Origin of the sequence: Polaribacter sp. WD7, assembly GCF_003335085.1 — a bacterium.
Classification (GTDB): Bacteria; Bacteroidota; Bacteroidia; order Flavobacteriales; family Flavobacteriaceae; genus Polaribacter.
In genome coordinates this window covers 34027-57132 of the sequence record NZ_QPEJ01000012.1, presented here as the reverse complement: position 1 = coordinate 57132, position 23106 = coordinate 34027, and the positions used below count along the sequence as shown (strand labels likewise).

The 23106-nt window shown below is 30.8% G+C and carries 18 protein-coding genes; 10 read left to right on the top strand and 8 right to left on the bottom strand.

Annotated elements, in window-relative coordinates:
* Window positions 1-79: 79 nt before the first annotated feature.
* From DUT90_RS00865 to DUT90_RS00825, 9 genes are all read left to right on the top strand, one after another.
* Entirely contained in the window at window positions 80-1378 is a 1299-nt protein-coding gene (locus tag DUT90_RS00865) for an MFS transporter (protein ID WP_114424825.1), read from the top strand.
* A 23-nt stretch (window positions 1379-1401) separates the two neighbouring features.
* Window positions 1402-2340 (top strand): carbohydrate kinase family protein, encoded by a 939-nt coding sequence (locus DUT90_RS00860; protein WP_114424824.1) that lies wholly within the window; start codon window positions 1402-1404, stop codon window positions 2338-2340.
* Window positions 2341-2355: 15 nt separating this feature from the next.
* Window positions 2356-4089 carry an alpha-amylase family glycosyl hydrolase gene (locus DUT90_RS00855; protein WP_114424823.1) on the top strand — a complete coding sequence of 578 codons (1734 nt, stop codon included), beginning with the start codon at window positions 2356-2358 and terminating at the stop codon, window positions 4087-4089.
* A 314-nt stretch (window positions 4090-4403) separates the two neighbouring features.
* Window positions 4404-6683 (top strand): NADP-dependent malic enzyme, encoded by a 2280-nt coding sequence (locus DUT90_RS00850; RefSeq protein ID WP_114424822.1) that lies wholly within the window; start codon window positions 4404-4406, stop codon window positions 6681-6683.
* A 31-nt stretch (window positions 6684-6714) separates the two neighbouring features.
* Window positions 6715-7296: a Holliday junction branch migration protein RuvA gene (gene ruvA / locus DUT90_RS00845; protein ID WP_114424821.1), complete on the top strand. Its 582-nt coding sequence runs from the start codon at window positions 6715-6717 to the stop codon at window positions 7294-7296.
* Window positions 7297-7300: 4 nt separating this feature from the next.
* Window positions 7301-14494 (top strand): cell surface protein SprA, encoded by a 7194-nt coding sequence (sprA, locus tag DUT90_RS00840; protein WP_114424820.1) that lies wholly within the window; start codon window positions 7301-7303, stop codon window positions 14492-14494.
* 19 nt (window positions 14495-14513) lie between these two features.
* Complete coding sequence (gcvH, locus tag DUT90_RS00835) at window positions 14514-14894, top strand: glycine cleavage system protein GcvH (protein WP_114424819.1); 381 nt, start codon at window positions 14514-14516, stop codon at window positions 14892-14894.
* Complete coding sequence (locus DUT90_RS00830; protein WP_181858114.1) at window positions 14860-15243, top strand: VanZ family protein; 384 nt, start codon at window positions 14860-14862, stop codon at window positions 15241-15243. Before gcvH ends, DUT90_RS00830 begins: the two co-directional genes overlap by 35 nt.
* A gap of 58 nt (window positions 15244-15301) precedes the next feature.
* Complete coding sequence (locus tag DUT90_RS00825; protein ID WP_114424818.1) at window positions 15302-16021, top strand: energy transducer TonB; 720 nt, start codon at window positions 15302-15304, stop codon at window positions 16019-16021.
* 771 nt (window positions 16022-16792) lie between these two features.
* On the opposite strand, the gene DUT90_RS00820 is transcribed toward DUT90_RS00825, so the two are convergent.
* Window positions 16793-17143, bottom strand: a complete 351-nt coding sequence (locus tag DUT90_RS00820) for a nicotinic acid mononucleotide adenyltransferase (RefSeq protein ID WP_114424817.1) — start codon at window positions 17141-17143, stop codon at window positions 16793-16795.
* Window positions 17144-17599: 456 nt separating this feature from the next.
* On the opposite strand from DUT90_RS00820, the gene DUT90_RS00815 reads away from it, so the two are divergent.
* Window positions 17600-18409, top strand: a complete 810-nt coding sequence (locus tag DUT90_RS00815) for a mechanosensitive ion channel family protein (protein ID WP_114424816.1) — start codon at window positions 17600-17602, stop codon at window positions 18407-18409.
* 2 nt (window positions 18410-18411) lie between these two features.
* On the opposite strand, the gene tsaB is transcribed toward DUT90_RS00815, so the two are convergent.
* From tsaB to DUT90_RS00780, 7 genes are all read right to left on the bottom strand, one after another.
* Window positions 18412-19098 carry a tRNA (adenosine(37)-N6)-threonylcarbamoyltransferase complex dimerization subunit type 1 TsaB gene (gene tsaB, locus DUT90_RS00810; protein ID WP_114424815.1) on the bottom strand — a complete coding sequence of 229 codons (687 nt, stop codon included), beginning with the start codon at window positions 19096-19098 and terminating at the stop codon, window positions 18412-18414.
* Between the two features lie 91 nt (window positions 19099-19189).
* Window positions 19190-20521, bottom strand: a complete 1332-nt coding sequence (locus DUT90_RS00805; RefSeq protein ID WP_114424814.1) for a TolC family protein — start codon at window positions 20519-20521, stop codon at window positions 19190-19192.
* Between the two features lie 114 nt (window positions 20522-20635).
* On the bottom strand, window positions 20636-20821 hold the full coding sequence (locus DUT90_RS00800) for a hypothetical protein (RefSeq protein ID WP_181858113.1): 186 nt from the start codon (window positions 20819-20821) through the stop codon (window positions 20636-20638).
* Between the two features lie 28 nt (window positions 20822-20849).
* On the bottom strand, window positions 20850-21389 hold the full coding sequence (locus DUT90_RS00795) for a DUF420 domain-containing protein (RefSeq protein WP_114424812.1): 540 nt from the start codon (window positions 21387-21389) through the stop codon (window positions 20850-20852).
* Window positions 21382-22026, bottom strand: coding sequence for an SCO family protein (locus tag DUT90_RS00790; protein WP_114424811.1), 645 nt, complete (start codon window positions 22024-22026; stop codon window positions 21382-21384). The genes DUT90_RS00795 and DUT90_RS00790 overlap by 8 nt, the downstream gene beginning before the upstream one ends.
* A gap of 6 nt (window positions 22027-22032) precedes the next feature.
* Window positions 22033-22686 (bottom strand): hypothetical protein, encoded by a 654-nt coding sequence (locus tag DUT90_RS00785; protein ID WP_114424810.1) that lies wholly within the window; start codon window positions 22684-22686, stop codon window positions 22033-22035.
* A gap of 81 nt (window positions 22687-22767) precedes the next feature.
* Window positions 22768-23106, bottom strand: a complete 339-nt coding sequence (locus DUT90_RS00780; RefSeq protein WP_114424809.1) for a cytochrome C oxidase subunit IV family protein — start codon at window positions 23104-23106, stop codon at window positions 22768-22770.

Below are 23106 nucleotides of genomic sequence, written 5' to 3'. Positions count from 1 at the left end.
AAGTTTGGATTATTAGAAAAGAGCCAATACAATTTTATATTGGCTCTTTTATTTCAAAATTTACTACAAAAACAAATCTATGCTACTAAAAAAACCAAAATTAAGCTTCTGGCAAATATTCAACATGAATGTTGGTTTCTTTGGTATTCAATATAGTTTTGGATTGCAACAAAGTGCAGTTACTCCCATATATGATTTTTTAGGAGCAAGCCCAGATCAAATTCCAATTTTACATCTTGCTGGTCCTGTAACAGGTTTACTAGTACAGCCCATTATTGGTGCTTTAAGTGATAAAACATGGAGTCCAAAATTAGGAAGACGTAAACCTTATTTTTTAATAGGTGCTCTTTTATGTAGTATAACCTTATTGGCTTTTCCTTACAGTAGTTCTCTTTGGATGGCTGCGGGTTTATTATGGATTTTAGATGTAGGTAACAATACTGCAATGGAACCTTATAGAGCTTTAATAGCAGATAAATTAGATAAAACCCAACAACCACTTGGCTTTCAAATGCAAAGTTTTTTTACAGGTTTAGGGCAAGTATTGGCAAATTTATCTTTATTTATTTTTCCGCTAATTTTTATAGGGTCTACAGGGTCTTTACCAACTTGGGTATACGCATCATTTTTCTTAGGCGCATTTTGTTCTATAGCTAGTATTTTATGGAGTATTCGTAAAACAAATGAGATTCCGCCTTCTAAAGAAGAACTTATAAAACTAAAAGAAAAAAGAAATATTTTAGAGCCCCTAATCGAAATATTTTCTGCCATAAAAGATATGCCAAAAGTTATGTGGCAATTGGCTTTGGTATACCTTTTTCAATGGTATGCTTTGTTTTGTTATTGGCAAAACTCGTCAAAAAGTGTAGCGCTTTCTGTTTGGAAAGCCACACCAGAAAATACACAAGCTTATAGTGAAGCTGTAAGTTGGACTGGGTTGGTAAATGGTTGGTATAATGTTGTTACGTTTTTGGTAGCTTTTGCGTTGGTGGGGTTTGCAAAAAAATTCAGTCCCAAAAAAGTCCATGCATTTTGTTTGTTAATTGCTGCTATAGGGTTTCTGGTTTTTCCTCACATAGAAAATAAAAACCTATTATTCTTTGCAATAACAGGTTTTGGAATTGGATGGGCAAGTATGATGGGTATTCCGTATTTAATGGTGGTTGCAGATATACCAAAAGAACGTTATGGTGTGTACATGGGTATCATTAATATGATGATTGTAATACCTATGATTATTCAAACTATAACTTTTGGGTATGTTTTAAAAAACTTTTTAAACAACGATCCAAGAAATGCTATCTCTTTTGCAGGTGTTTTGCTAATTATTAGTGCAATTTTTACGCTTTTTATAAAAAGTAAAAAAACGATTCAATAACTTTTTTAATAAAAAATACAGTGTTGAAAAACAACAATCATACTATAGATATTTTATGTGTTGGTGAAGTCTTAATCGATTTTATTGGTCATCAAAATAACGTACTTATTAACCACACTAGAGACTATCATAGGTATTTAGGGGGTTCGCCTGCAAACGTTGCAATGAATTGCAAACGACTAGGACTAAACCCAGTAATGGTGGCATCTGTGGGTAATGACGGTTTTGGTGAGTATATCTATAATAGAGTTGATAAAATTGGTATAGAACCAAAAAATATTAAAAAATCAGAACAGTATTCTACTAGTGTAATTTTTGTATCAAAATCTAACGGAACTCCAGATTTCATTCCGTATCGAAATGCAGATTTTCAGATTACAGAAGATCAAATTACATTAGAAATGTTGTCTCAATCAAAAATTTTTCATACCACTTGTTTTGCTTTGAGTAAAAAACCAGCACAAACTACTATCTTAAATAAAGCCTTAGAAGCTTCAAAACTTGGTTGCAAATTAAGTATTGATATCAACTATGCGAAAGAGCTTTGGGATTGTAAAGAAGAAGCTATAACCATCATTAAAAAATATTGTGCTTTAAATCCTTTAATAAAAATTAGCGAAGACGATATGTTACGGCTTTTTGAAGAAAAACTACCTCATCAAGAAATTTTTGACTTTTTTCATAGTATAGGAGTTGACACTGTCTGTTTAACCTTAGGAAATAAAGGTGTAAAACTATCACAAAAAAACAAACCCATCATACAACTACCAGCTGTAAAAATAGAAAATGTGGTGGACACTACTGGCGCAGGTGATGCTTTTTGGTCTGGTTTTTTATTTGCTTATATTAAAGAAAAAAACATAAACGATTGCCTACAAATTGCATTAAAACTCGCTGCCTTAAAATTACAAAACGTAGGTAGATTACCAGATAACATAAATATTTTATCAAAACTTTTATAAGTAACTTTTTAGATTATGAATCCTAAAAAAACAACCATTATTTCTAATGGAGTTATGCTTAATGCATACCCAGATAGTATTGGCCATAATTTAAGTGACATGGTAAAAATGCTTCAAAAAAAAGAGTTTAAAGATGCATTTTCTATGTTTTATGTATTACCTACTTTTTTTAATAGCGATTTAGATAGAGGTTTTTCAATAATAGACTATAATATTAATCAAGAGCTGGTTTCTAACAAAGATCTAGAAGCTTTAAAAGAACTAAACATTACGTTAAAGTTTGACATTGTTTTAAATCATCTTTCTGTTGCTTCCCCTCAGTTTAAAGATCTTTTAAAAAATGGAGAAAACTCAAAATATAAAGACTTTTTTATCAATTGGAATCAATTTTGGAAAGATAATGGGCATTTAAACGCTGATGGAATCATGATACCCAAAAAAGAATTTCTTGATAAATTATTTATGAGAAAATCTGGCTTACCTATCTTAAAAATCCCATTTCCTGATGGCTCAGAAAAACCGTATTGGAATACTTTTTACCAAGAGGTAAATTATACTTCAATAAATATAGAAGACCTAAACATTTTCCAAAATTTATCTAAAGATGAAAAATTATCAATTTGTAATAAAATAAACAGTGCTATAATTGATAAAAAAGAAATTGCAGCGTTAGATATTGAAAAGACGTTAAAGCCAAAAATTCAAAAAATTGTCAATTCTAAAAAAATATTTCTTGGTCAGATGGACATCAATGCAAAATCTAAACTTGTTTGGGATTTTTATGAAGAAACACTTGCCAAAGTTAAGAGTTATGGTTGTTCTATTCTAAGATTAGATGCCTTTGCATATCTGCACAAAGAAGTAGGAAAATCTAATTTTTTTAACAAACCAGGCACTTGGACCTATTTAAAAAAAATTAAAGAAATTGCTTCTAAAAATGAGCTAACCGTATTGCCTGAAATTCATGCAGAATATGGTTTGCACTTACATGACCAAGTAGCTAAGAAAGGTTACCAAATTTACGATTTTTTCTTACCAGGACTTATGATTCATACCATAGAAAAAAGCAACAACAAAGCGCTTCTTAAATGGGCTAAAGAAATTGTAGAAAATAAATATAACACTGTAAATATGTTGGGTTGTCATGACGGAATTCCTGTTTTAGACTTAAAAGGAAAAGAAATTGATGGAACATACCACCGAGGACTTTTACAAGATACTGAAATAGATTTTGTTATGAATACCCTATTAGAAAGAGGTGGTAGAATAAAAAACCTTTATGATGCAGAAGGAAACAAAATCTCCTATTATCAGATAAATACTACCTTTTTTAGCGCCTTAGGAGAAAATGAGCAAAAACTTTTACTCGCTAGAGCCATACAATTATTTATGCCTGGTATTCCTCAAATTTGGTATTTAGACCTATTTGCTGGCAAAAATAATTATGCTGCTGCAGACAAAGGAGGTACAGGAGCCCACAAAGAAATAAACAGAACAACATTATCAAAAAAAGATATTGAAGATGGGTTACAGAAAGACATTGTTACAAAACAGCTTCAACTCATACGATTACGAAATACTTTACAAGCATTTCAAGGTACTGTTACATTTCAAAAATCTTCAGAAAATAAACTTCATATTACTTGGCAAGATAAAACTTCTTTTGCCAGCTTAAAAGCAAATCTTACAAGCTATAATTTTTCTATTGAATATTCAGTAAACAATAAAATAGAAACTATAGCTTATTAAGCTGTTGTGCATTAAAATTTAAAATAGTTTCTATGTGTCAGTTCGGGTTATTTTTAATGAAAATGGTATCGAGAACTACTTTAGATGCTAAACTTTTTATTATCTACCTGATTTCCAAATAAGTTAGGTAGAAATTTCAATCCTAAAATTCATTTAAATTTATAAAATTTTATCAAAATGTACAGACGGTATCCTTAATTTGAGGTTATTATAAAAGATGTCTAATCAGTATGTAAAAGAATAGAATACTTATTCGCTCTTGAGTTCAAAATCCTATATATTTGTCAACTATTATTTATGGCAAACAACAACTTATGAGTAACTCTAGAAAAAGACACGAAGCTTTACTATACCACGCTAAACCAAAACCTGGTAAAATAGCGGTTATACCAACCAAAAAATATGCTACTCAGCACGATTTAACTTTAGCCTATTCTCCAGGAGTAGCAGAACCTTGTTTAGAAATTGAAAAAGATAGAAACAACGTCTACAAATACACCTCTAAAGGAAATTTAGTAGCAGTAATTTCTAACGGAACAGCTGTATTAGGTTTGGGTGACATTGGTCCGGAAGCCTCTAAACCTGTAATGGAAGGTAAAGGTTTACTTTTTAAAATATTTGCAGATATAGATGTCTTTGATATTGAAGTAGATGCAACAGATGTAGATAAGTTTATTGAAACCGTAAAAGCCATTTCTCCTACATTTGGAGGTATAAACCTTGAAGATATTAAAGCTCCTGAAGCTTTTGAAATTGAAAGACGTTTAAAAGAAGAGTTAGACATTCCCGTAATGCATGATGACCAACATGGAACAGCCATCATTTCTGCTGCTGCTTTAAAAAACGCCATAGAAATTACTAACAAAGACATAAGTAAAGTAAAAATTGTTGTTAATGGAGCAGGCGCCGCTGCAATTTCTTGTACAAGATTGTACTTAGAGCTTGGTGTAGAAAGAAAAAATGTTATCATGTGTGATAGCAAAGGAGTTATCCGAAAAAAAAGAACCAATTTAACCTCTCAAAAAGCAGAATTTGCAACAGATTTAGAGATAGATACACTAGAAGAAGCGATGCACGATGCAGATGTTTTTATTGGTCTTTCAAAAGGGAATATTGTAACTCCAGAGATGTTGTTGTCTATGGCTAATGATCCCATCGTATTTGCAATGGCAAACCCTGTTCCAGAAATTGATTATGATTTGGCCATAAAAACTAGAAAAGACATTATCATGGCTACTGGAAGATCTGATCATCCTAACCAAGTAAACAATGTTCTTGGTTTTCCGTTTATTTTTAGAGGTGCGCTAGATGTAAGAGCAACCATAATAAACGAAGAAATGAAAATGGCAGCTGTTCATGCCTTAGCAGATTTGGCTAAAAAATCTGTACCCGAACAAGTAAATATTGTTTATGATGAAGTAAGTTTGAGTTTTGGTAGAGAATATATTATTCCAAAACCATTTGATCCAAGATTAATCTATGAAATTCCACCAGCAATTGCCAAAGCTGCTATAGAATCTGGTGTTGCATTACAACCTATTTCTGACTGGGAAGCCTACAGAGAAGAACTTATGGAGCGTTCTGGATCTGGAAGTAAAGAAATAAGAATACTACATAATAGAGCCAAGAATAATCCTAAAAAATTGGTTTTTGCAGAAGCAGATCATTTAGATGTTTTAAAAGCTGCCCAAAGAGTTTATGATGAAAAAATTGCAAAACCAATTCTTTTAGGTAGAAAAGAAGTGATTTTAGAATTGATGGAAGAAATTGGTTTTGATGCTGATCTTCTTATCATAGATCCAAAAACTGATGAAGAAACAGAACGCAGAGATCGTTTTGGAGAAGTGTATTGGAAAAACAGACAACGAAAAGGTAGAACCTTAACGGAAGCAAAAAAACTAATGCGAGAGCGCAATTACTTTGCTGCAATGATGGTTAATGTTGGTGAAGCAGACGCATTAATTACCGGATACTCTAGACCTTACCCAAGTGTTGTTAGACCTATTTTAGAACTTATAGAAAAAGATAAAGGAATTACTAAAATTGCCGCAAGTAATTTAATGATTACCAAACAAGGGCCTTTATTTTTAGCAGATACTACTATAAATATTAATCCTAGTGCTAAAGATTTGGTCAAAATATCTCAAATGACGGCAAATTTTGTAAAGATGTTTGGTATGAAACCTAATATGGCAATGGTCTCTTTCTCTAACTTTGGATCTTCTAACTCAGAAACTTCAAAAAAAATTAATGAAGCTATAGGTTACCTACATCGTCATTTTCCAGATACGGTTATCGATGGTGAATTACAAGCAGATTTTGCTTTAAACCCAGAAATGTTAGCCAAAGAATTTCCATTTTCAAAATTGAACGGAAAAAAGGTTAATGTATTGATATTCCCTAATTTAGAATCTGCAAATATTACTTATAAATTATTAAAAGAAGTAAACGAAGCAGAATCTATAGGTCCTGTAATTTTAGGGCTTAGTAAGCCAGTACATATTTTACAGTTAGGAGCAAGTGTAGATGAAATGGTAAATATGGCTGCACTAGCTGTTGTAGATGCTCAAGAAAAAGAAAAAAGAAACAAATAAAATTGTTACTTTAGAACCCTGAAAATATTTTATGATAACGCAAATAAAAGGGAGACTTGTAGAAAAAAATCCTACAGAGGTAGTTATAGATTGTAATGGTGTAGGTTATTTGTTGCATATCTCTTTAAATACTTTCTCTAAATTACCAGATCAAGAAGCCATACTATTATATACACACTTATCTATTAGAGAAGATGCCCATACTTTATATGGTTTTATCTCTAAAATAGAAAGAGAGGTATTTAAACTTTTAGTATCTGTTTCTGGTGTTGGTCCTAGCATTGCAAGAACCATGCTTTCTTCTATGACAACAGATGAAATTCAAAATGCAATTGGTTCTGGTAACGTTGCTTTAATTCAATCTGTTAAAGGTATTGGCGCCAAAACAGCCCAAAGAGTTATCGTAGATTTAAAAGATAAAATTCTAAAAACACATACTGTTGATGAAGTTTCTATATCTGCAAGCAATACTAACAAAGATGAAGCGTTATCTGCTTTAGAAGTTTTAGGTTTTAATAAAAAACAATCTGAAAAAGTAGTCTCTAAAATTTTAATAGAACATCCAGAAGCTACAGTAGAAAAATTAATAAAATTAGCCTTAAAGAATTTATAATCAATTGAGTAGATTTTTAAAACACATATTCTTAATCCTTTCCTTTGCCCTTTTTGGAACAGTAACAATACAAGCTCAGACTCAAGAAAAAGACAGTACAACAGTACAGAAAGATTCTATTGAGTTAAGATACAAGTTTAAAAAAGATCAAAAGGGAGGCCTTTTTTTAGATGATTTAGCTAAAAAAGAAGTTGTTTTCGATAAGATTTTAAACAAGTATGTAATTGTAGAAAAAATTGGCGATTATTACACTAGAACACCCATTTTTCTTACACAAGAACAATATGCTAAATATCGTTTAAAAAGAGATATGCTAGAGTACTTTCAAAATAAAGTAAGTGCTACTAACAGTAAAAAAAAGGGTTCTAAAAATGCCCAAAAAGATTTGCTTCCTTCTTATTATGTAAATTCAGATTTCTTTGAAAGTATTTTTGGTGGTAATACAATTTCTTTTAAATCTAGCGGAAATTTAAATTTAAAAATTGGGGTTAATTATCAGAATACAGAAAACCCGCAATTATCTGAAGAAAATAGAAGTAATTTTAATTTTGATTTTGACCAACAAATTAATGCTAGTATAAGAGCACAAGTAGGTGAAAGGTTACAATTTACTGCAAATTATGATACTCAAGCAACTTTTGATTTTCAGAATTTAGTAAAAATAGATTACAGCCCTACAGAAGATGATATTTTACAAGGTATAGAAGTGGGTAATATTAATATGCCCATTAAAAACGCATTGATAAACGGAGCGCAAAGTCTGTTTGGAGTCAAAACAAAATTACAGTTTGGTAACACTAGTGTAACTGCAGTTTTTTCGCAACAAAATTCTGAGAGTAGAACAGTAACCGCAGAGGGAGGATCTTCTATACAACCTTTTGAATTGAGAGCTACAGATTACGATACAGACAGACACTTTTTTCTATCTCAGTTTTTTATAGACAACTATGCAAATTCGTTAAAAAACTATCCATTAGTCAACAGTCAAATTAACATTACACGTATAGAAGTTTGGGTAACAAACAGAAATTCTAGTACAGAAGATTTTAGAAGCATAGTAGCCCTAGCAGATTTAGGTGAATCTAGAAATGGCGTTTTAGTAAATCAAACAGGGGCAGTACAACCCACTAGCCCTCCTACAACCTCTAACGGAAATATTCCTACCAACGAATCTAACAACTTATCTGCATTACTTTCTTTAAATAGCGGAATTAGAGATATCTCTAATGTAAACGCTACCTTACAAGGTTTTAACATGAGTGAAGGTACAGATTATTCTGTATTAGAAAATGCAAGAAAATTGACTGAAAATGAATACAGGCTAAATCCGCAATTGGGTTTTATTTCATTAAATAGAAGGTTAAATGATGGAGAAGTTTTAGCAGTTGCATATGAATATACCGTTGCTGGTAACGTTAACGGAAGTTCAAAAAAGTCTTTTAAAGTTGGTGAGTTTTCTAATGATGGTATTCAAACACCTCAAAACTTAGCGGTAAAATTACTACGATCAGAAATTTTAACCACCAAAAGACAAGGCACTAATGGGGAAGAAGAAGCTTTTCCTACATGGCGTTTGATGATGAAGAACGTATATGCCTTAGGTGCTTTTCCGTTAACTCAAGACGGATTTCGTTTTGAAATTCAGTATAGAGATGACCAAACAGGTATACCCTCTAACGTGCTTCAAAATGCAGAAACTCCTGGTATTGCAACCTTACCTTTATTGCAAGTATTGCGTTTAGATCAACTAGACCAAAGTCAGTTTAGAAATGCTGATGGATTTTTTGACTACGTAGAAGGAATAACGGTTAACTCTCAAAACGGATACATCTTTTTTCCAGAACCTGAACCCTTTGGAAACGATTTAACAAAACAAAGTCCTAGCGATGAGTTTGGTTTAGATGAAAATGTAGATGGTAATTTCTTGTTTAAAGAGCTTTATTTAAATACAAAGATTAACATTCAAAATAATTTTCAAAATAAAGACAAGTATTTCTTAAAAGGGTATTTTAAATCTGAAAACGCTGGAGGCATTCCTATTGGTTTTAATGTACCTAGAGGTTCTGTAACTGTAACCGCTGGTGGTAGACAATTGGTAGAAGGTGTAGATTATGTGGTAGACTATCAACTGGGTCGTGTACAAATTATAGATCCAGGATTACAATCATCAGGAACACCAATTAACGTTTCTACAGAAGACAATACGGTTTTTAATCAACAAAGAAAAACATTTATGGGTATAGATGTTGAGCACAAGTTTTCTGATAATTTTATAGTAGGAGGTACACTTTTAAATGTTTTAGAAAGACCAATAACACCAAAAGTAAATTTTGATTCTGACCCAATAAACAACACCATGTTTGGTGTAAATATAGACTACTCTACAGAAGTACCTTACTTTACTAAATTGGCAAATAAATTGCCTTTTGTAGATACAGATGCACCCTCTAATTTATCTGTTAGAGCAGATATGGCATATTTATTACCAGGAACCCCTAGTGGAATAGATGTTGGTGGAGAAGCTACTACGTATATAGATGACTTTGAAGCTTCTCAAGTACCTATTAGCTTACTTTCTGCTTTAGATTGGTATGAAGCAAGTACACCAAGTTATGAAGTTAATGATCGTTTTTTTGGAAGAAATAACGACTTGACTTACAATGATAGAAGAGCAAAATTGGCTTGGTATAGTATAGATCAAATCTTTTTTGGTATAGGACAAACACCTTCGAGTATAGATGCAGATCAGCTCTCTAGAGCAGAAACAAGACTCATTAATTTTAGTGAGTTGTTTCCTAATGTTCAGCTAGACATCACTCAAAATGCACAAATACGCACATTAGATTTGGCATATTTTCCTGCAGAAAGAGGTTCTTATAATTTCAATCAAAACCAGAATGATGTTGTTATTGATGTTGCTAATGATGAAGCTACATTAACAAATCCGCAACAAAACTGGGGTGGAATTATGCGCCCATTAAACACCAATAATTTTGATGTTGCCAATGTGGAATACATCCAATTTTGGGTTATGGATCCTTATGAAAATTATTCTATCACTAATGAAGAAGGCTTACCACAAGGTATAGATCCAGACAATCCTATAAATCAAATTGGAGATTTATTTATCAACCTAGGTAATATCTCAGAAGACATCTTAAAAGATAGTCGTAAAATGTATGAAAACGGATTACCAGAATTAGGAGGTACGCAAAATATAGACCCTACAATATGGGGTATTGTGCCTACAAATCCTTCAATTATTTATGCATTTAGTGAAGATGATGGGGCAAGAGCAAACCAAGATTTAGGTTTTGACGGAATTGATGATGCTGATGAAAGTAATCTTTCTGGAATAGGAAACTACGCAAGTTTATCTGATCCTGCTGCAGACAATTATCAATTTTTTAGAGGTAGTCAGTTAGATGCTTTAGACGCATCTATCATCACCAGGTATAAAGATTTTAACAATACACAGGGTAATTCGCCCACGTTAAGTCAATCTTCAGAAGCATTTCCAACTTCTGCAACCAATTTTCCAGATGTAGAAGACATCAACAGAGATCAAACGATGAATACCGTAGAAAGTTTCTTTGAGTATAAAATTTCTATGAATAAAAGTGATTTGGTTGTTGGTCAGAACTTTATTGTAGACCAAAGAGTTACTGATGTTACTTTAGAAAATGGAAATACACAAAGAACTACTTGGTACCAATTTAGGGTTCCTATAAGAAGTGGAACACCCATGAACGGTATTACAGATTTTAATAGTATTCGTTTTATAAGAATGTTTTTAACCAATTTTAGAATGCCTGTTGTAATGCGTTTTGGTGAGTTAGATTTGGTTCGTGGAGATTGGAGACGTTACTTAAGAACTTTTGAGACAGATGAAGATGAAGACGCTAGAGACTTAGACCAAGATGAATTGAATGATTTTGAAGTTGGTGTAGTTAATATAGAGCAAAATGAAGGTGTTTACCAAACACCTCCAGGAATTGAAAGAGAACGTCTACAAGGTAGTACCACTGTGCAATTACAAAATGAACAATCTGTTACTTTAAGAGTAAATGAGTTAGCTGCAGACAATACAAGAGCTATTTATAAAAATATAAGTATAGATTTAAGACGTTTTAAAAACCTAAAAATGTTTTTTCACCTGCAAGAAAATGTTGGTGGCGGAACTGTAAATGATGGCGATTTTGCAGCAATTGTAAGATTAGGTACAGATTTAGATGAGAACTTTTACCAAATAGAACTTCCTTTAACCGTGTCTAGAGGAGGCACAACTCCGTTAGAAATTTGGCCAGAAGCCAACAATTTAAATGCCTTTTTAGAAACTTTTGGAAGAGTAAAATTAGAAAGAGACCAATCTCAAACAGCAATAACAGATTTATATACCTCTACAGAACAAGATGAAAATTTACCTTATACAATTTCAGTAAAAGGAAACCCAACATTGGCACAATTAAGAACCGTTACTTTAGGACTAAAAAATACAACCACTGCACCATTAAGTGGAGAAGTTTGGTTTAATGAATTACGTTCTTCTGATTTTGATAATGAAGGTGGTTGGGCTGCAGTTTTAAACGCTGATGCTAATTTTGCTGATGTTGCTAATGTTTCTCTTTCTGGTAGTATGCAAACTATAGGTTTTGGTAACGTAGAAGACAAAGTAAACCAAAGAAGTTTAGACGAAACAAAACAATATGACGTTGCTACTACTGTAAACTTAGGTAAGGTATTAACACCTCAAAAATGGGGTATTCAATTGCCTATGACCTACAGTATTGGTGAGCGTTTTATAGACCCAAAATTTGACCCTCAATCTCAAGACGTGCAATTTTCAGAAGCCAAAAGTTTTCTTGAAAACGCACCCCAATCTGAGCAAAGAGACCAAGCTTTAGACAACCTAAATAATGCACAAGATTATACCAAAAGAACCAGCATTAGTTTTACCAACGTTAAGAAAAATAGAAACCCAAATTCTACTAAAAAACCAAGGTTTTATGATGTAGAAAACCTAGCTGTTTCTTATGCTCATAATAAAGAGTTTCAAAGAAATTATAACATTCAAAAAAGAATTAATGAAAACGTAAGAGCTTCTGCTTCTTATAATTTTACCTTTGATGCTAAACCTTTAGAGCCTTTTAAAAATAACGACTCTATTTTTAAAAGTAAATATTGGAAATTGATTAAAGACATCAATTTTAATCCTATCCCAAAAACAGTAGCTATTAATTCTAGCATTAATAGAAGTTATAACGAGCAGCAAACTCGAAATTTAATTCCTGGGTTAAGCCCTCAACCAGAATTAAAACAACGTAGATTTTTATTTGATTGGGATTATACCATTGGTTTTGACTTAACAAAATCATTACAATTAAATTTTAACGCTACCAACAGCAATATTTATGATGTTTTTGATAGTAATCAAGATTTACAAGTTTTTGACGACTTTTTTAATACAGGTAGACCTACCAATTATCATCAAAAATTAAACGCTACGTATAATCTTCCGTTAGATAAAATTCCGTTTTTAAAGTTTATAAGGGCAGATTACGCATATACTGCAGATTTTGATTGGCAAGCAAGTTCTCAAGATCCTACTGTTATTGCGCAAATAGGAAATAATGTACAAAACGCCAATACGCATAACCTTAATACTACTATAAATTTTGATCGTTTTTATAAAAGCTTAGGGTTTGAAAAATTACTACTCAGTAAAACACAACGTAAAAACTCTAAAGGACTTAAAGGAGGACCTAAATTACCAAGAACTCCTGGTGTTAAAAGAAATAAAAAATTACCTGTTGGTAAAAAAATATTAAAAGGAGTTTACGATTTGGTTACTTCTGTTAAGCAAGGTAAAATTAGTTACTCAGAAAATAATGGTCAATTATTACAAGGCTATATAGAAGATGTTGGCTTTTTAGGTGGTGCACCAACTTCATTTGCATTTGGCAGTCAAGTAGACTTTAGAAATAAAGCTTTAGAAAACGGTTGGTTAATAGCACCAAGAGACCCTAATAACAGTGAATACTTTAATAAGAATTATAGTAGAACAAATTATAACAAACTAGACTATACATTTACACTTAAACCTGTTAAAGATTTAAATATAGATGTAAGAGGAAACAGAATTCAAACCAGAGATATAACACAACAAATAGATGTATTGATAGATACTAACAACCCTAACAATACAAATGGTGTTTTAGACAATAGCATTGCAGCTTTTGAAACAGGAAACTTTAGTACCAGTTATTCTATGTTTGCTACAGCTTTTACAGATGGCGATGCTTTGTTTCAAAAATTATTAGATAACAGAAGTATTATTTCTGATAGATTGTTTAGAGAAAGTGGTTATGATACTAATAATTTTAATGAAAACGGTCAGCAAGTATTGCTTCCAGCATTTTTAGCTGCCTATTCAGACAAAGACCCAGAAAAAGTAAATACTGGTTTGTTCAGAAATATTCCTATACCTAATTGGAACCTACGTTATAATGGTTTAATGAAATTTAAATTCTTTAAGAAAAACTTTACAAATTTTGTTGTTTCTCATGGATATAGATCTTCTTACACCATTTCTGGATTTACAAATAATTTAAACTTTGTAGGAAGTAATAATTCTCAAGATCCTGTTAGTCCTAACAATCCACCAGAACTTAATGCTGCAGATAATTTTGAACCAGAATTGCTAGTAGCTTCTGCTACTTTGGTTGATGAATTTTCACCACTTATAAAATTGGATATGAAAATGAAAAATTCTTTTTCTTTACGAGGTGAAGTAAAAAGAGATAGAACATTAACATTAAACTTTAATAATAGTACACTAACCGATATTAGAGGAACCGAATATATTTTTGGTTTAGGTTATGTATTTAAAGATGTAAAATTTAATACGCGTTTTACCGGTAAAAAACAAACATTAAAAGGAGATGTAAATTTAAGAGCAGATGTATCTTTACGAGATAATTTAACACAAATAAGAGCCATTCAAGAAGATAATAATCAAATTAGTGGTGGACAAAGATTATTTTCTATTAAATTTACAGCAGATTATAGATTAAGTAATAATTTAACAGCATCGTTTTATTACAACCATCAGACATCTAGATATGCAATTTCTACCACATTCCCAAGACAAGCAATTAATGGAGGAATTAACATTATCTACAATTTAGGAGGAAACTAATTATAACATATTTAATAAAATGAATTTACCATCAGAATTAAAATACACAAAAGACCACGAGTGGATTAAAATTGAAGACAATATTGCCACTGTTGGTATAACAGATTTTGCACAAGGAGAACTAGGAGACATTGTTTATGTAGATGTAGATACTCTTGATGACACTGTAGAAGAAGGAGAAGTTTTTGGATCTGTAGAAGCTGTTAAAACAGTTTCAGATTTATTTATGCCTTTAACAGGTGAGGTCATTGAATTTAATGAAGAATTAGAAGATGAGCCAGAATTGGTAAATTCAGATCCTTATGGTAAAGGGTGGATGATTAAAATAGAAATATCTGATGCTTCTCAAATAGATAACTTATTAGATGCAGAGGGTTATAAAGAACTTGTTAAAGGATAGTCTTTTTTTTATTGCAATAGGCATTACTATTATTATTGCGTATTTAAGTCTTATACCTGTTACAACCAAAAGTGTTAGTTTTACAGGTATAGATAAAGTATTTCATCTTTTAGCTTATTTTACTTTGGGTATTAGTTGGCTAACCGCTTTTTATAGAAAAACAAAATACAAGTATGCTATCATTATTTTATGTATAGTTTATGGCATAATTATTGAGATTCTTCAAAGTAAATTAACCAATTATAGAACAGGTGATTACCTAGATATTTTAGCAAATACACTAGGAATTTTTTTAGCGCTATTTCTTTTTAATCAAATTTTAAAAAAAATTAGTATTAAAAAACAGTAAGACTTGTGTATAAAGCAATAAATTATTTAAATTAGCGAACTATTAAAAACTCTACAACATGGAAATAAAGAAAAACCCAAAATCAAATTTAGAGAATTATAGCAAAATTTTCATTCAAATTGGGCTTGTTTTAGCTTTATATATTACCTATGCAGCAATTGAAAAGAAAACCTATGATAAAACTATAGAAGATTTAGGTACGGTTACTATGAATGCTTTATTAGAGGAAGAAATTCCTATTACTGAAAGAGTAGAGCCTGTACAACCAAAAACTCCGCCACCACCAACTCCAGAAAAGATTGAAGTTGTTGAGGATGATAAAGAAATTGAAGAAACTGTTATAGAGTCTACAGAAACTGATGAAACTGAAGAGGTTGTTGTAGAGGAGATTGTTGAAGTTGTTGAAGCTGAAGAAGTTGTTGAAGATGTAAGTTTTATGATTATTGAAGATGTACCTGTTTTTCCTGGTTGTAAAGGAAGTAAAGCTGAACTAAAAGCATGTTTTAGTAAAAAGGTTCAAAAACACTTTTCTAGAAAATTTGATGCAGATTTGCCTAATGAATTAGGTTTATCTTCTGGTAGAAAAAGAGTATTTATTGGCTTTAAAATAGACAAGAATGGTAAAATTGTAGATGTTAACGCAAGAGCACCACACCCGAAAATTAAAAGTGAAGTAATTAAGGTAATGAAACAATTGCCTACTATGAAACCTGGTAGACAAAGAGGGAAACCTGTGGGAGTAAAATACAGTATTCCTTTTACTTTAATTGTAGAATAATAATAAAGACTTAATAAAAAAACCTCAAATGTATTTCATTTGAGGTTTTTTTATTGACTATTTCTTAGTTATAAACGATACATCAAAAGCCAACTATAAGTTAAATTGTAGGTTACATATACACTATACATTCATTTTTTTAAGAATAGTAATTCCCAAAAGTAATGCGTCTATTTTAAAAGCTAACTACATACTTTTAGTAAGTAACGTGAGTTCGGTATAAAAAACATTGTTTATCAGGTAATTATTATTTTGTTGTTTAAAACAGATGTCATTTCGACTGAAATGGAGAAATCTTACTATAGATATAAGATTTCTCAACTACACTTTTACTTCGTAAACTACTTTCAATTTAAATACATTTAAATTTCAGCAATGTTCGAAATGACAATCATCAATTTTTCAGTTAAATAACACTTTTATCATAGAAAAGTTATATCGAACTCACGTTAAATAAGTCTACTCGTATATTTTAAGTTTAATGAGAAATGAGAATTGCAACCCGTATTAAGCTTTAAAATTGAAGAACATCTTTTATGAATATAGAACATCATATTGCAAAAACTATCTTTTATATTTTTTTAGCTTGTCAATTGAGAGGCATAGATATGCATAGAAACTTTTAAGTCCGTACAAAATTAAATGAAATTCACACTAAAGAATCATTATAAACTGCAAAACTACAGTAATATCAATCTAAAATATCTATAAAATAAAAAACCTCAAAAACTTATTTAGTTTTTGAGGTTTTACTATATGATTAGAACTATGCTATTTGTTAGCTGCTATTTTAGCTTCATGTTTCCATAAATTAACATCTACAACTACATTGTTATCAAAATTAATCTCTTTTAAAGAACTATCTGTCCAAACAAACCATCTTCCAACTTTTTTACCTTCATTATAAAAAGCCATCTGTACTTTATTTCCTTCTTGATCAAAACGAACCCACTTACCCGTTAATTTTTTATTTTTAAAATAACCTTGAGTACTAATACTTCCGTCTTCATAATAATACGTAGCCTTAACTAAATCTCCTTCTGCCGAATAAGTTGGTTGTTTTTTTTGTGAATATCCTATTGTTGCTATACAAAGAATAATAAGTGTTGCCAATTTTTTCATATCTCTAAATTTTTATAGTTAACATTACCATTACAAATATACCTATAAAGTTACAATTATGCAACATTTTGGTAACATTAAATTAACATTGGAGATTTAAAGCAACTATCTTGAACATTTAAAATAGACCTAAAAAACTAAAAACAAGAGTATTGTATCGTACAACCTAATAAAAAACATATGTAATAGATGATAAATAAAAATTTGTAATTTATTTACAAATCAACAAAAAGCTACCAAAAAATATTTTAAACTCTTAAAACAGTATTAAATCTACTTCAAAAGTTTATTATGTCTCTAAAAATTATGCTGTAGCTCTTTAAAAGAGACCCTTTTAGTAATAAATTAAATAGTTTAGGGTATAGTTAATACTTATAGATACTATTATCATAAATAGCTTTTTTTATTACTACTAGAAACCATTACTTTTACATGATAATTTCTAACAAAATAAAGATGGAAGAATATATTGAAAAATTAAAAGTTCTAGTTGTAGAATATACCCCAAAAATTTTAATGGCCTTAGCAATACTAGTTATTGGGTTGTTTGCGATAAGCATAATCATTAAGACTTCTAGAAATGTTATGAAAAAGCGTGGAGTAGACATTACTCTACAAAATTTTTTAGGCGATTTATTAAGTTGGACTTTAAAATTACTATTGTTTATTACCGTAATTGCTAAATTAGGTATAGAAACAGCCTCTTTTGCAGCTATACTAGCTGCTGCTGGTTTAGCTATTGGTTTAGCTTTACAAGGTTCTCTTGGAAATTTTGCAGGTGGTGTATTAATTATGATTTTTAAACCTTTTAAAATTGGTGATTTAATAGAGGCTCAAGGAGCTATAGGTGTTGTAAAAGAAATAGAGATATTTACAACTAAATTAACAGGCTTATCTAATAGAGAAATTATTATTCCTAATGGGGCTTTATCTAATGGTAATATTGTTAATTATACTACTGAAGGTACTAGACGAGTAGACTTAGTTATTGGTGTTTCTTACAACGCAGATATAAAGCAAACCAAAGAGGTATTGTTGGGTGTTTTAACCTCTAACCAAAAGGTATTACAAGACCCTGCACCTAAAGTAACCGTTTTAGAATTGGCAGACAGTTCTGTAAATTTTGCGGTAAGACCTTGGTGTAAAACAGAACATTATTGGGATGTGCATTTTGAAGTTACAGAAAATATAAAATTAGCACTTGACAAAGCTGGCATAGAAATTCCTTACCCACATCAAGTAAATATAAATGGTCCTGAATCGTAAATCTAAAAAATAGGTTTCTTTTTCTTTTCTGGAATCACAACAAAATCTTTTAAATAAAAAGGTTCAAAATAAGCGACATCTTCGATGTCGTTTTTTTTATATTTATGATAAGATAATTGTGCCATTTCTTTAGCAGAAGGAAATTTGTTTTCTATAAAAATAGCATTTTTATGTGTGATGATTTCTGAACATTTTTTAGCTCCATCTCCTAAAAAATAAACGTTATTAGACACTAAATATTCAGAAAAAGAATTTGCATCTATTACCTCTGCTTTAATCTCTCTAATATTGTTATAACCTTGATCAAATACCGCTGAATATACTTCCATTCTTCTAGCATCTATCATAGGCACTATGAAACCTTTTTTAATATCAATCGCATGAGATAGAGAGGTTAGCGTGTCTATAGAAATCAACGGTTTATTTAGTGCAAAACAAAGACCTTTTGCTGCAGAAACACCAATTCTTAAACCTGTGTAAGAACCTGGACCTTTGCTAACGGCTACAGCATCAATTTGAGAGCTGTTTATTTTCAAATTTACCAGCAATTCATCAATAAAAGGGTGCAATACTTCAGCGTGAGAATATTGCCCATTATTTAATTCTTTGTATGCTAAAATTTCACCGTTCCTTGCAATGGTTACAGAACAATTTTTTGTTGCAGTTTCTATATTGAGTAGTAAAGCCAAAACTTTTTTTACAAAGATATACTTCTTCACTATCAAAAAAAAACCTTACGGCTTGCTATTAAGCTGTAAGGTTTTTTATTTGATGATGGTTTTATTCTAAAATCAAATCACCAGAATAAAACTGTAATACTTTGGTTTTAAAAACATAGTCGTATTTTGCTCTAATCATAGCTGCTTGTGCATTTACCAAACGCGTTCTTACCAAATCAAAATCAAATAATGTTATTGCCCCAAAATTATAACGTTCTTGCGCGTTTTTAAAGGATTCATTCTGTGCTTCTAAAGAAATTTTTGCTGCCTCAAACGTTTTTAAAGCTGTTTTAACATCTAAAAAAGCTTGTTCTATGGTTTGTTTTAAGTTTAATTTCTCGTTTTCTAATCTTGTCTCAGAAATTTCTTTATTTATTACAGATTGTGCTACTCTATTTTTAGTTTGAAAACGATTAAATATAGGTATGTTAACATTAAATCCTAAACCATAACCTAAATTGTCTTCTAATTGAGTAGAAAATGGGGTATTGTCAATTCCTGGTGGTAAATTAAGATTGAATCCATAATTGGTAGACAAACCAGCTGAAGCAGTAATAGATGGTAAAAAAGCAGATTTAGACAACTCTATACTTAAATCTGAGTTCTCTATTGCCAATTGGGCACGCTGAATTTCTGGTAACCTATTAAGAGATCTTTCATATACGGCAGCAGAAGTTTTATAAAACAAATTAGCAGATGGTGTTCCAACATTTACAGAAGCAATATCAAAATTTGCAACAGGAATTTGTAACAATTGTGCTAAATTTAATAGTGCTAAATCTAAAGCATTTTCTTGTGTAATTACGTTTTGCTGATCAGCTGCTGCAGTAGATTGCGTATTTAATAAATCACCTTTAGGTATAATACCAGATTCAAATCTACTTTTAGCAGCTTCTATCTGAGTTTTACTTATTTGGTACTGAATTTTGGCTGCGTTTAAATTTTCTTTAGCAAATAATATATTTAAATACCCGTTAACTACCCTTAAAGAAATATCATTTTCAATGACCTTTAAATCTTGCATACTAGATGCTACCCCTAATTGTGCTTGTTTGTATGTATTTGTATTTCTAAAACCATTAAAAATGGTTATTCCAGAAGATAAATTCATAGAACCACCAAAAAAACTAGTATTTACTCTATCTTGAGATACTGGGTCAAAACCAGTACCAAAATTTAAATTATTTCCTGTAGAAGCATTTAAGTTGGGTAAAAAATTACCTTTTGAAATGTCTACATCTTTTTTAGCCAATTCTACGTTTAGTTTAGTCTGTTGTATGGTAATGTTCTTTTCTAATGCTTGATCTACGCATTCTTTTAAAGTCCATTGTTTTTGAGAAAAAGTAGCAATAGAAGAAAATATTGCTACAAATAGGATGAGTTTGGTTTTCAAAATGATTTGATTTTGGTTGGTATAATTTTTGTCTTATGCTTTAGATAGAACTACTATCATTTATAAGACGACTAAAATTAAAATATGTTACAAGATTTCACTCTTATAGCTATGTTAAATTTTAGCTTTCTTTTTATACCTGTAGATTACAAATAAGAGAACACCCACCAAAAGATAAGGAAATACCATTAGGTATGTTATTCCATTATTTACCCCTTCTGCCATAGAAACATCACCGTTTTCTACCACGGCTTTACACATTGCACATTGTGCAGCAACAGAGTATGTGGTACAAAACATCTGTAAAATAAATAATATGAAAAACTTTTTATGCATAATAGGGAGAAATCATAACGTATACAACTACACCAGTAATTGCTACATATAACCAAATTGGAAACGTTTTTTTTGCAATTTTTTTATGTTCAGGAAACTGCCCTAATTTAGCTCTCATGTAGGTTAAAAGTACAAACGGAATTACGATTACAGATAATATAATATGAGTAATTAAAATAAAATAATACACATATTTTATTGTTCCTTCTCCTCCAAATTTTGTAGAATCAGACGTCATATGATACGCTATATACATTAACAAAAACGCTAAAGAACATGCAATCGCTACAGTATTTAATTGCTCGTGTAATTTTTTATTCCCTTTCTTTATAGCCACTACAGCTGCTATAAGTACAACTGCTGTTATCCCATTTATAGTTGCATAAATTGGAGGTAAAAAAGTTAATGGTTTTACATCAAAACCTAATTCTCTCAAATTTATTCCAAATAAAGCTGCTACTGCTATAGGAATAACTATAGATAAAATTGTAATTAATTTTTTATACTTTTTTTCTTGTAGAGTATTACTCATCTAATAAAATTTTAATGTCTTCTTTTAATTCTTGTATCTGATTTTTTAACTCTTGTTCATCCAAAGCCCTATACACAAAAATTGGATTGCCAAATTCGTCATAACGAGACCTTATATTTCCTTCTTTGTCTATTAATGCAAAATTTCCTGAATGATACAATCCACCATGGTCTGTACCTCCAACACCAGAAGGGAGTTTAAATCCTTGGTTAGACAAAGTAAAAACATAGCTATCTGGTTTTCCTGTAAGTAAATGCCAATTTTTGTGTCGTATACCTTGGTTTTTAGCATATTCTTTTAATATTAATGGTGTATCTATTTCTGGAGTGATTGAAAAAGAAGCGATACCAAAATCTGGGTTGCCAAAAAATTCTTTCTGTATGGTCAACATTTTTTGATTCATAATAGGACAGATAGTTGGGCAAGTGGTAAAGAAAAACTCAACTACATAAACTTTTCCTAAATACTCTTTATTTGTAATGGTATGACCATCTTGATTGGTAAATTCAAAATTTGGAATTCTATGAAATGTGTGCAGGCCAGCTTTTTTAAAGTGATTTACTACTTTTGGTACAGTATAAATACCAAATAATAAAATAATGAAAGTAATACCTATGTAAGAATATTTCTTGTTCATCGTTTCTTAAATTTCTCTATCAGCATTATTTTTTTTAAGTGCCAACCTATATTCTGCCAAAACTACTTTAACATCATCTTTCATTTTATTATTCAATACTGCGACAGATGTCATGTCATAACCATACAATTTACCATCTTTCTCATCTTCATCATCTATTCTTCCTCTAAGAGCAGCTTCTTTGTCTACCAAGTAAGCTTTAGAAGAATACCCACTATATAAAGATGTATTGGTTTTAAAACTATCGTATAAAGCCTTAATTTCTGCTTCAGAGCTAGCAATAAACTTCCATTTAACCATATCTGTAAAAGCAGCAATATCTGCTTTTAACTCTAATACTTCTTTTTGTTTTTCTTCTGGATACAAGGCTATAATTTGGAAATCTTTAAAGCCGTAGAAGGGTTTATAGATTTTTTGATTTAAATTAAACAATCCGCCCTTGGCTTTTTCTATATCGTTTCCTAAAAAACAAATGATAGAAATTTTACCATTTAGTGTTGTAGTTTTATTATCATCAATTAAAGATACATCTGTTATGTTATTAGATAATACAGGCAACTTTGCAAAGTTATTTATACCTGATGATAAAAATAAATACAGAAAAAGTGGTAATATAAATAGCAGAAAAAGAACAATTCTTTTTTTATTTCTATTGGTCATTTTTTTGTTTACAATGGGTGTTACAAAGATACTTTAGGAGCAAAAAAAAGGTGGTTAAAACCACCTTAATATTTTCTTAAATTACCATCTTACTAATGGCGATAAGGTTTCGTATAAATAATTTCCTTCTATTAACAATAACGTTACTAGGTAAATAATTAAAAATACCGCAGACCAAACAATAGACCTTCTAAACCATTTTTTTTCTCCTTCTAAATGCATGAAAGCCCAAGCAATGTAATATGCTTTTACAAGGGTTAAAATGATAAATATCCAGTTTAACCAACTTGTTCCTGGTCCGTGTAAATGAAGTGCCTCTGGTTTAATAATACCTAAGGCAACTTCTATAATAGTAACTACAGATAGTAAACCAAATACTATCCAAATTCTTTTTGTATTAGATTCGTGCGCGTGTGCCAT

Excerpts from the sequence above, each read along its gene's own strand:
- DUT90_RS00865 (WP_114424825.1), top strand. The coding sequence starts at position 80 with ATGCTACTAAAAAAACCAAAATTAAGCTTCTGGCAAATATTCAACATG.
- DUT90_RS00855 (WP_114424823.1), top strand. The coding sequence starts at position 2,356 with ATGAATCCTAAAAAAACAACCATTATTTCTAATGGAGTTATGCTTAAT.
- DUT90_RS00850 (WP_114424822.1), top strand. The coding sequence starts at position 4,404 with ATGAGTAACTCTAGAAAAAGACACGAAGCTTTACTATACCACGCTAAA.
- ruvA (WP_114424821.1), top strand. The coding sequence starts at position 6,715 with ATGATAACGCAAATAAAAGGGAGACTTGTAGAAAAAAATCCTACAGAG.
- gcvH (WP_114424819.1), top strand. The coding sequence starts at position 14,514 with ATGAATTTACCATCAGAATTAAAATACACAAAAGACCACGAGTGGATT.
- DUT90_RS00830 (WP_181858114.1), top strand. The coding sequence starts at position 14,860 with ATGCAGAGGGTTATAAAGAACTTGTTAAAGGATAGTCTTTTTTTTATT.
- DUT90_RS00825 (WP_114424818.1), top strand. The coding sequence starts at position 15,302 with ATGGAAATAAAGAAAAACCCAAAATCAAATTTAGAGAATTATAGCAAA.
- DUT90_RS00820 (WP_114424817.1), bottom strand. The coding sequence starts at position 17,143 with ATGAAAAAATTGGCAACACTTATTATTCTTTGTATAGCAACAATAGGA.
- DUT90_RS00815 (WP_114424816.1), top strand. The coding sequence starts at position 17,600 with ATGGAAGAATATATTGAAAAATTAAAAGTTCTAGTTGTAGAATATACC.
- DUT90_RS00800 (WP_181858113.1), bottom strand. The coding sequence starts at position 20,821 with ATGTTTTGTACCACATACTCTGTTGCTGCACAATGTGCAATGTGTAAA.
- DUT90_RS00795 (WP_114424812.1), bottom strand. The coding sequence starts at position 21,389 with ATGAGTAATACTCTACAAGAAAAAAAGTATAAAAAATTAATTACAATT.
- DUT90_RS00790 (WP_114424811.1), bottom strand. The coding sequence starts at position 22,026 with ATGAACAAGAAATATTCTTACATAGGTATTACTTTCATTATTTTATTA.
- DUT90_RS00785 (WP_114424810.1), bottom strand. The coding sequence starts at position 22,686 with ATGACCAATAGAAATAAAAAAAGAATTGTTCTTTTTCTGCTATTTATA.
- DUT90_RS00780 (WP_114424809.1), bottom strand. The coding sequence starts at position 23,106 with ATGGCACACGCGCACGAATCTAATACAAAAAGAATTTGGATAGTATTT.